The organism is Haemophilus sp. HMSC61B11 (assembly GCF_001838615.1).
GTDB classification, from domain to species: domain Bacteria; phylum Pseudomonadota; class Gammaproteobacteria; order Enterobacterales; family Pasteurellaceae; genus Haemophilus_D; species Haemophilus_D parainfluenzae_AD.
Genome location: NZ_KV837947.1, coordinates 1 through 8,200 on the forward strand (window position 1 = coordinate 1; position 8,200 = coordinate 8,200).

The following is an 8,200-nucleotide window of genomic DNA, read 5'->3' on the forward strand; positions in this document are numbered from 1 at the left end:
TATGCGAAATCAATTACAAGGTTAGTGAAAGCTACGCATTAATAAGATCACAGAGTTATGCACAAGTCACAGGTACTAGTAAAACAAGACAAAATAAGGCTGAATAACACGTTGTAACGTGTTGTTTTATCGTTTTATTGAATGGTTAAATTGGAATGTCAGGGAAATGTAAAGACGCACGGTGCGTTTCGCATTATCTAATCAGCTTAAAGGACGTGGCTATAAAGGTTCTGCAGAAGGCGCATTAATTGCTGTGATTTTTTGAAGAATGCCGAGCGCAATGAATTCATTTTTTCAAATAAATATCTCTGTTTCCGGCGCTGCAGCCGCTGCGCCTTACGTCAGGAGAAAATGCGTGGCATTTTCCCCCGACACCCCCCTATAATATTGCTAATTCAAATTTAATGATGAAGTAACAAGGTAAAAACCACAAAGCGCAGGCGTGTAACGCCTTTACCCTTTGTGGTTTTTACTTTATGAAATTCAATTAGATCATTTTAACTTGCAATAAAATTACAATGTCTGTCTTAGTGTTTGATTTAGATTTTCCCGTCAAGAAGCCTTTCGGTAAGAATGAAAAACCTGTTTCACCCTCCGTTAATTTGTTTTCAGCCAGTCCGCCTAAAACCACAATATCACCACTTTTAAGCGTAACATCAGTAACAATATCGCGTTTAATCAGTGTTGGCGATTGATTTACGCCCGTATCCGTCTTCACAAAATTAGAAAGTTGTTGATTGATTTTTAAGTCTATCGCATTACTTTTAATCGTTGGTTGTATATCAAAGATCACACCAGAAGAACGATATTCAATCGATTGAATAGGTCTGCCGTCCTGATAGGTAACATTTGATAAAACAGGCACATCAGAACCTACTGAAAAATTTCCCTTTGAACCTGATTTTACACGCAACGTTGGGCTACTAACGACTTGAAAGCGTTCATCAGTGCGAAATAACTCAATCATTGCATCCAAATTCCCTGCATTAACCGTAATAAAATTTTCATAGTTTTGTTTGTAACCAATGTTGATACCCAGTTTTCCCGATAGCAATTTTGCCAATAAATTAATTCCGCTTCCTTCTTTGGCAATGTCCTGCACTTCAAAAACATAACCCGTTACAACGACTTCACGGCTTGGCGTATCAACCGATTTTAAAACTGATTTAATTCTTGCAATATCTTCCGCTGTTCCATAATAAACGAGCTTATCACCACTTGCCGAGACTTGCCCCTCTCCTTGTAAAAACTGCGCAAGATATTCTGTATCACGATGAACAGGATTATAAACAAAACTGTGTTTGATAATTTTTGGCGGTTTTGGCTCAATATGCGCAAGGTAAACTACGCCATTTTTCTCATAGGTTTTGATATTCATATTTTCAAAATAGCGTGTAATAAACTGATTAAAATCTTGGTCTTCCTTGGTATGAAAGCTGATTAACCGTGTATCTGCTGCTAATTTTGGATCAAGCATATAAGGCTTTTCTAAAACTTCATCATAGATCATTCCTACCGCTTTCGGTAACGGTACGGCTTCAAGCTTAAAATCAACATTTTTTGCCTGCGCCACACCAAACAAAAAACAGGAAAAAAAACATAAAATGTTACGTTGTAATTTCATTGTTTTACTCCAGAATAATAATTAACCCGTTGATTATCAATAATGCCTTCCAACATTCGCCCCGTAAAATTAAAGTTAGAACGTGGTTCTAACCGTAAATTACCTTGGTTATCAGCCAAAATCACAAAGGCTTTTCCTGATTTTTGTAACTCCCCTGTTATGCGCCATTGCGTTGATAACGGTAAAGTTACTTGAAGTTGTGGCTGATTATTTAATGTAATCGCTTCAATTTCCTTATTTTCGCTTAATGTCTGTTCAACTTTTGGCGTATCCTGTTCAGGTGGCGTAAAAAAGCTAATGAGCTTATATAACGAAAACCCGACAATCAATACGGCAAACACGGCAAAATATTTAATACTGGATTTATTCAGCGCGTTTTGCCGTTTATCTGTGACTAATTCCCGTCCATTATCGGTTTCATAGCTTTTATAAAGCGGAAAAATAGCCTTATCATACTTTTCTTGATAACTTGCCGTCTTTGCGGTTTTCCAACATTTATTACCCGAAAACACATCAACCCGATAACGACTTTTTAACCCTGCGGCAACCAATTTTGTCATTTTGAATGTCGTTTCAATTCGCTCCACAAGCTCTCTTTGTAAATTGGTTAAATCCTGATTCAATATGACAAAATCACAAGAAATGCCGTTACTATCTGTAAAATGTCGGTGTTCTGATAAAAATGAAAAGTGGTTATCATTGATTTTTTCTTTCTTTGGGAAAAATCGCCACGCTTCATCAATAATGATTAAATCTCCTGCTTTACAAAAGGTTTCAATTTTATTATCTATTGCGTTCTTGTAAGGGTAAAAATCAACACCTAAGCATAAATCATTATCGACAATAACCAATTCACCTAAGTTATCAGGCGACAATTTTTTATCTTTTGATAGGCAATATTCTTCAATTAATTGTTTGTTTAATCCGTAAATATTTGAAACTACCCTACGCCCCGAAGCAATGGCGGGAATGATGACAGACTTCACCACTTCATAAGATTTTCCGTGTCCAGGTAACCCCACATAAGCCGAAATAGCCATAATGCTCCCTAGCCAATAATTGGTAAACGACGAATAATAAAGCGCGCCAACATTGCCGAAATAACTAATGTTATTCCTGTTGGGATTTGCAATATTGATAGAAAATACCAAATAGAATCAGGTAAACCAATAAATAACGCATTTAAATTTGGTATCTCTTTTGGCAAAAATAACTCAATCACCACGGGAATAAATTCCGTTGTAATAAAGAAAAGTGCGAAAAAAACAAAAAATTTTGCAACAATACCTTTAAAAGCAAACCCAAGAAAACCACTAAATAAACGTAAAATTAAGCTACCCATTGTTATTCCTTATGCACTCAATAAAATTCTTAATGCGACAATTCCCCAAATAAGCAGCATCAAGGAAGTAATCACGGCTTTATTTTGCTCTACATATTGGCAATGCTTATCTAATCGAACATCAATATTTAAATAATCAATATGCCCTTCCCACGTTGGACACTGCACAGCACGATCGGCTAAATGAAAATTCTTGAGCTGCGGAAAAAACTGATTAAATGGCTCTAAAATTTGTCGTGCTGTGGGTGACTCAAGTTCAGGATATTTGGGTTCATCATCAATATCTTTATCATCTTTTTCTTCACCTGGACGCGTACCGGGATTCGGTGTGGGTTGTGGAATAGGTTGTGGTTGGTTTGATGTGCCTATGGATAATTGATTTCCTACACCTGCTTTAGCAAATAAATCGGCAAAGGTTGCCGTTTTACCTAATTTATTTAATTGTGCTTGTACTTCTGCCGATGTAATCGGATCAGATGCACTAAACGGAACTCCAATATAACCAGGCTGAGACGCAGCAGACATCAATAAGGCGTTATACAATAACGCTAATTGTGTGGCGGTTAAGGGTTTGGTATAAAGATTTAAATCTAAATCTGCGACTGAATTTAACTGCTTATCTGATGAAGTTGTTGGAAAATCGCCTACCCAATGTTGATTTTCTTCAAATCTAATGTAGGTTAAATTATTTACACGTGTAGAAACTTCATAATCCGAAGGTTTAGGTGGATTAAAAGAATAAACGATTTGCGAGCCAGTATTTCCCTCTAAAATCGGCTCAAAATCATAGTTTAATTGTTTTTCGGTAAATATCTGACGAACTTCAGGATAAATCATATTACCTATTTTTTGATGACGTAAATAACGATTTTCTACGGTAGTTTGTGAACGTAGATAACGGTATTTCTTGCCCTCAATATCGACTTCTGAATAATTTTCTTCTCCTTTTCCTCCCCATTCCTCTTGCGCGATATATTCAGCCAATTTTTCAATAGAATTTGATTGCGCGTACTCCCCCGTTCTTAACGTATTGAAATATTTATAATGTTTATCTAAGACATCGGATTTATAAATATCCTGTGAATTTTCCGAAATCTGTTTCTTTTCTTTTGAATACTGATAAATAATTGGATCTTTCGGACTCGGCATTGCGTTGACAACTTTTGTTTCACCATTCACATTTATCGCATAACGACCATCAGCTAAAGGAACAGCAGTAGGCTCAAAAGCAACCCCGATTTTGCTATTACTTTCTACATTCAAATCCTTAAGCGTAATTGCACCTGATGTTAACGCTAACGCAACCCATGAAATATCTTTCGCATTGCGTAATGTTGATGTTGCGCCAACAGCAAATGTTGCGTCATTTGCCGCAACCGTTCCCAATGCCCGATAAGTCTGTGCTGCACGTAATCCTATTGCTGCTTCATTTGCCGCTAAATAAGCGGCATCATTTGCGGCAGCTCTCCCAACCACAGAAACCGCAGCCCGTCTTGCAACAATCCCTTCAAACACTTCAGCTAATACCACGCGGGCAAGTAACGGATTAGCGTTAGCTTTATAGGATAAAACAACGTTAAAAATAAAACTAAAAATCACTATCCATTTAAGCCAAGCACCACGACTAAACCGCATACCATACCCAAAAGAAAATAAGCAAAATCCCATAACATACGCACCCCAAAGAAAAAAGGGGACGCAAATCCCCCCTTGTTATTGTTATTTTCCAAATAGTCCCAAAATAAAGCGGATACCCATTTTGGCAATACGCGGGCCAATTAACACACCGCCTGCGGCGATAATTCCGGCAATCACCGTTGAAAAATCAACTTGATTAAGCATACCGGAAACATCAATTTGTACTTTTTGTGCCGATTCACTGCCAGCAAAAGCACCAACGGAAGATCCCAAAACTACAGCAGCAATAAGGTATTTTTTTAAATTTGACATAAGAAACTCCTTATATTGAGTTAAAATTATGTGCTTATTTGAAAAGCGCTAAAAATGTTCCCACAGATTTAGCGATTAAATAAAAAATAAGCACAAGACCAAATGAAAAACCAAAGCTATCGGTATGATGAAAAAAATCACCCACTGAAAAGCCTTGATTTTCATTCCCTGAATGTGCCACAGATTGAAGTTTGACCGCCTCTGTCCGTGGCACTTTCAATACGACATCACTACAACCATCACCGCCAAAACTCATATAAGGGTGGCAAAACTTAGTTGTAATTTCTATTTCTTCATTCATCACTTATCAATAGCGGGAACTAAAACAATATCACTTACTTTTAAATCAAAATAACCACTGACTTTAAAAGAAGTTGGATGAACATAGTAATTACCAGGAGAATAAGGAACTTGATCCTTTTTCAAGGGCACTTTAATTTGAACAGGAAACTGACCACCTAATTCAATATAGGCTTCCTGCGTGCGAATAAACCAATCTTTTCCCGTTTTCTCACTTACCCCTGACCGTTCATCAATTCTGGAAGTTGAAAAAATTTGTACTTTCAATAAATACTGTTCAATGTTTTGATTACTCATTTTTATACCTCTCGGTTAGTTAAATTACGCAGCTAACTGCATTTGGACAAAATCTAATGTTGGTTCAACATACCAATCAGGACGCTGACAACTAAAATCAATTTCAACAAGTTTCATTAACGGAATGATGTTATGGCGTTCGTGGGCTTTGAGGTTTTGCAACTGGGCTTTCGTTAGCCCGACAGCTAATAAGTCTTTTTCGTGTCGCCAGAACGTTTTTCTATCCATTTCTGACTGAGTTTCTAAATATCCATAAGTTAATAAGTTTTTATAAAAACCAAATAATCTATCTGCCTTCGCATAACTAATATTGCCCTTAGGTGTTACTGTGTAATACTGTTTTTTCAGTAATTTCTGAATATTGTCTCGGTTATATACATTCATTTTGCTTTCTCCAACCGCTTGGATAATATCGTTAAAGGCATCTTGCCATAGGTCTTTAATCAGGCTTTTTCCCTGTTTTTCATACTGTCTTTGATACTGGATTAAATCGCATAATTTGCGTGGAATACGGTATTTATCTAAATAACGTTGTTTTAGCCGAGCCTCAAAACGCACACATTGCTTGGAAAATTCAATTAAATTTGGATTGCTTAACACGTTTAGCACATTAAGAAGATTTTGTTTATTTGGCGTACGTTTTAATTCGGATTGGATTTCGGACAAACGTTTTTGCAACTCTGCCCCTTTTAAATAGACTTTAAGGACTCTATGCTCTGAACCACTGTTCCATTCTGCTGTTGTCTCATATTCTCGGTTATATCGCGTTTTCTTGGTTTGCCCTGCTCTCACATTTTGCAAAAAGCTAATCACCTGCTTTTGCATCATTTCAGACGGAATATGAGCTGAATAGGTGACATCAATCCAATCTATCATCGTATTTTCAGTGTCAGTCATTTCGTAGAGTTCTGGCAAGGCTTCACAAAAGGTTTTCAGCATCACAAAACAACAAACATCAAGATTGGTTGAACCAAAGACATTATGCCCTTGAAGTAATTTTGCGGGACTGGCTTTCAGCTCAATATAAGGCGGGGTTTTCATTCTATCGCTGCCGTTGAAGACTTTCATTGCTAACGAACCAAAATGACTAGGAATGGCTTCATAAGGGTGGGACAGTTCGGCAACATCAAGATCACCGTCAATCTCAAAGGTGACATTGCCTGCCCGTAGTTTAAGACCTGTTCTCTTGGCTATCTCTATCAGGGTTTCTTTCAAAAAAGAGGTTTCCCCGTCTTTGCAAACGAGGATATGCTCTGTTTTGAATGGAATTGATAGCTTCAAGAAGTCGATCACTTATGCCTCTATACCGCATGTGTACATACATCAAATAAAATATACAACTTTTACATACCGCATACAAGCATATTTACATACTTTGAGACAAAAAAAGTATAATAGGACATCAATTACAAACCAGATTTTGAGATAGAAATAATGAGAAAAGATACATCTGTTCGAGTTAATGAAATGAGAAGGAATAAGTTAGAAATGTTAGCTATTGAAATCAGTCATAAGAGCGGAAAACTAACTAAAATGAGTGATATAGTTAATCATCTATTGGATAACTACCTTCAAGAAGCAAAACAGGATTTACTTCATAATGCTGAAAATTCAGGTAAGGATAAAACCAAAAGTACATAATTATTAAAAATAAAGAAATAATTATTCACTCAAGACTGTAGCAATCATTTAAAGATTGATTAATTAATAAACGGATTTGTGTCATTTTGACACAAGAGTGGACTATTAAAGAGAGTCCACTTGGATGAAAGCCTAAATGGACTATGCAAAATTTTGCATTTTTGCATAAATCTTTATTCACTACATGGTAAACGGGAGACATCTTATGCCAAAATCAGATCACAAACATCATAACCAAAGCCAAGAACACGAACAAAATTACCAACTTAGAAAACACGGTCTAAGACAAACTAAAGAAAACAGGGATTTATTGGATAAAATAACACCCCCATATTCAAAGAATACTGATATGGACACATTAATTCAAAAAAACTTAAAAAAATTTGAAAAAGCCTAGGTGGAAAAATGAAAAAATTACTAATGATCTCTTTTGTGACTTTGTTTGTAGCCGCTTGTCAACAACCATCTTTTGAAAGAAAAGTTTTCAAATCATCTCCAACAAAAAAATTAGACGACACAAAATTTTGTGTTTATGAAGGTAAAGAATACTCTAAAGGTAGTGTTATCAAAGCAGAAGGTGTAAACCTAAAATGCGGTACTTATAGCAGTGATGTATTTGATAAAACGTTATCTTGGGGAAAATAGTTATTTGAACTTTAACGTCTAAAGAATTTTGGTTTAGGTTGATAGCGATATTTTCTAATAAACTCTTCTAAATCAACAGGAACTGATGAATTTGTCAGTTCCTTTAAAAACTCCCCCAAGTGTTCCATTTTCTCAAATCTTGCTTGAGTCTGTTCTGCAGTTTCCAATCTGTCAAAAACAAAACGAATTTCAACCGTATCATAGCTAAATCTTATATTATGCTCAGTTTGTTTGAGAAGTTTCACTGCCTCATAAAAATGTCTTGGCGTGATATGCTGAATGGTAATATTTGACATAAATTCAATAACTTAAAATTTCGCATAATGGCGGATTATGTGTAAATTCTTGCGCGGTGCCAATGGCGATTATACCGCGCTGCGAATTGTAACATAATCCGAAAA

Annotated in this window: 12 protein-coding genes; 3 read left to right on the top strand and 9 right to left on the bottom strand. The window is 36.2% G+C overall.

What is annotated here, in order from left to right; all coding sequences use genetic code 11:
* Window positions 1–487 precede the first annotated feature (487 nt).
* From HMPREF3263_RS00005 to HMPREF3263_RS00040, 8 genes are read right to left on the bottom strand one after another with little or no spacing between them, the layout of a single operon-like run.
* Window positions 488–1,624: a type II secretion system protein GspD gene (locus tag HMPREF3263_RS00005; RefSeq protein ID WP_005697571.1), complete on the bottom strand. Its 1,137-nt coding sequence runs from the start codon at window positions 1,622–1,624 to the stop codon at window positions 488–490.
* Entirely contained in the window at window positions 1,621–2,664 is a 1,044-nt protein-coding gene (locus HMPREF3263_RS00010; protein ID WP_005697567.1) for a zonular occludens toxin family protein, read from the bottom strand. Before HMPREF3263_RS00010 ends, HMPREF3263_RS00005 begins: the two co-directional genes overlap by 4 nt.
* A gap of 8 nt (window positions 2,665–2,672) precedes the next feature.
* Window positions 2,673–2,966: a DUF2523 family protein gene (locus HMPREF3263_RS00015; protein WP_005697572.1), complete on the bottom strand. Its 294-nt coding sequence runs from the start codon at window positions 2,964–2,966 to the stop codon at window positions 2,673–2,675.
* Window positions 2,967–2,975: 9 nt separating this feature from the next.
* Window positions 2,976–4,634, bottom strand: coding sequence for a hypothetical protein (locus HMPREF3263_RS00020; protein ID WP_005697570.1), 1,659 nt, complete (start codon window positions 4,632–4,634; stop codon window positions 2,976–2,978).
* A gap of 51 nt (window positions 4,635–4,685) precedes the next feature.
* On the bottom strand, window positions 4,686–4,916 hold the full coding sequence (locus HMPREF3263_RS00025) for a hypothetical protein (RefSeq protein ID WP_005697575.1): 231 nt from the start codon (window positions 4,914–4,916) through the stop codon (window positions 4,686–4,688).
* A 34-nt stretch (window positions 4,917–4,950) separates the two neighbouring features.
* Complete coding sequence (locus HMPREF3263_RS00030; protein ID WP_005697574.1) at window positions 4,951–5,217, bottom strand: hypothetical protein; 267 nt, start codon at window positions 5,215–5,217, stop codon at window positions 4,951–4,953.
* Window positions 5,217–5,513, bottom strand: a complete 297-nt coding sequence (locus HMPREF3263_RS00035; protein WP_005697568.1) for a single-stranded DNA-binding protein — start codon at window positions 5,511–5,513, stop codon at window positions 5,217–5,219. The genes HMPREF3263_RS00030 and HMPREF3263_RS00035 overlap by 1 nt, the downstream gene beginning before the upstream one ends.
* Window positions 5,514–5,537: 24 nt before the next feature.
* The gene (locus HMPREF3263_RS00040) at window positions 5,538–6,806 is read right to left on the bottom strand and encodes a phage/plasmid replication protein, II/X family (RefSeq protein ID WP_032803972.1); all 1,269 of its coding nucleotides are present in this window, start codon (window positions 6,804–6,806) and stop codon (window positions 5,538–5,540) included.
* Between the two features lie 141 nt (window positions 6,807–6,947).
* Between HMPREF3263_RS00040 and HMPREF3263_RS00045 the strand changes: the two genes are divergently transcribed.
* The 3 genes from HMPREF3263_RS00045 (at window position 6,948) to HMPREF3263_RS00055 (ending at window position 7,799) form a co-directional block, all read left to right on the top strand.
* On the top strand, window positions 6,948–7,154 hold the full coding sequence (locus HMPREF3263_RS00045; RefSeq protein ID WP_032803975.1) for a hypothetical protein: 207 nt from the start codon (window positions 6,948–6,950) through the stop codon (window positions 7,152–7,154).
* 205 nt (window positions 7,155–7,359) lie between these two features.
* Window positions 7,360–7,551 carry a hypothetical protein gene (locus tag HMPREF3263_RS00050; RefSeq protein ID WP_032803977.1) on the top strand — a complete coding sequence of 64 codons (192 nt, stop codon included), beginning with the start codon at window positions 7,360–7,362 and terminating at the stop codon, window positions 7,549–7,551.
* An 8-nt stretch (window positions 7,552–7,559) separates the two neighbouring features.
* On the top strand, window positions 7,560–7,799 hold the full coding sequence (locus tag HMPREF3263_RS00055; RefSeq protein ID WP_005697566.1) for a DUF1496 domain-containing protein: 240 nt from the start codon (window positions 7,560–7,562) through the stop codon (window positions 7,797–7,799).
* Window positions 7,800–7,810: 11 nt separating this feature from the next.
* Here the strand turns inward: HMPREF3263_RS00055 and HMPREF3263_RS00060 are convergent, their stop codons facing one another.
* Window positions 7,811–8,095, bottom strand: coding sequence for a hypothetical protein (locus HMPREF3263_RS00060; protein WP_049363486.1), 285 nt, complete (start codon window positions 8,093–8,095; stop codon window positions 7,811–7,813).
* Window positions 8,096–8,200 lie beyond the last annotated feature (105 nt).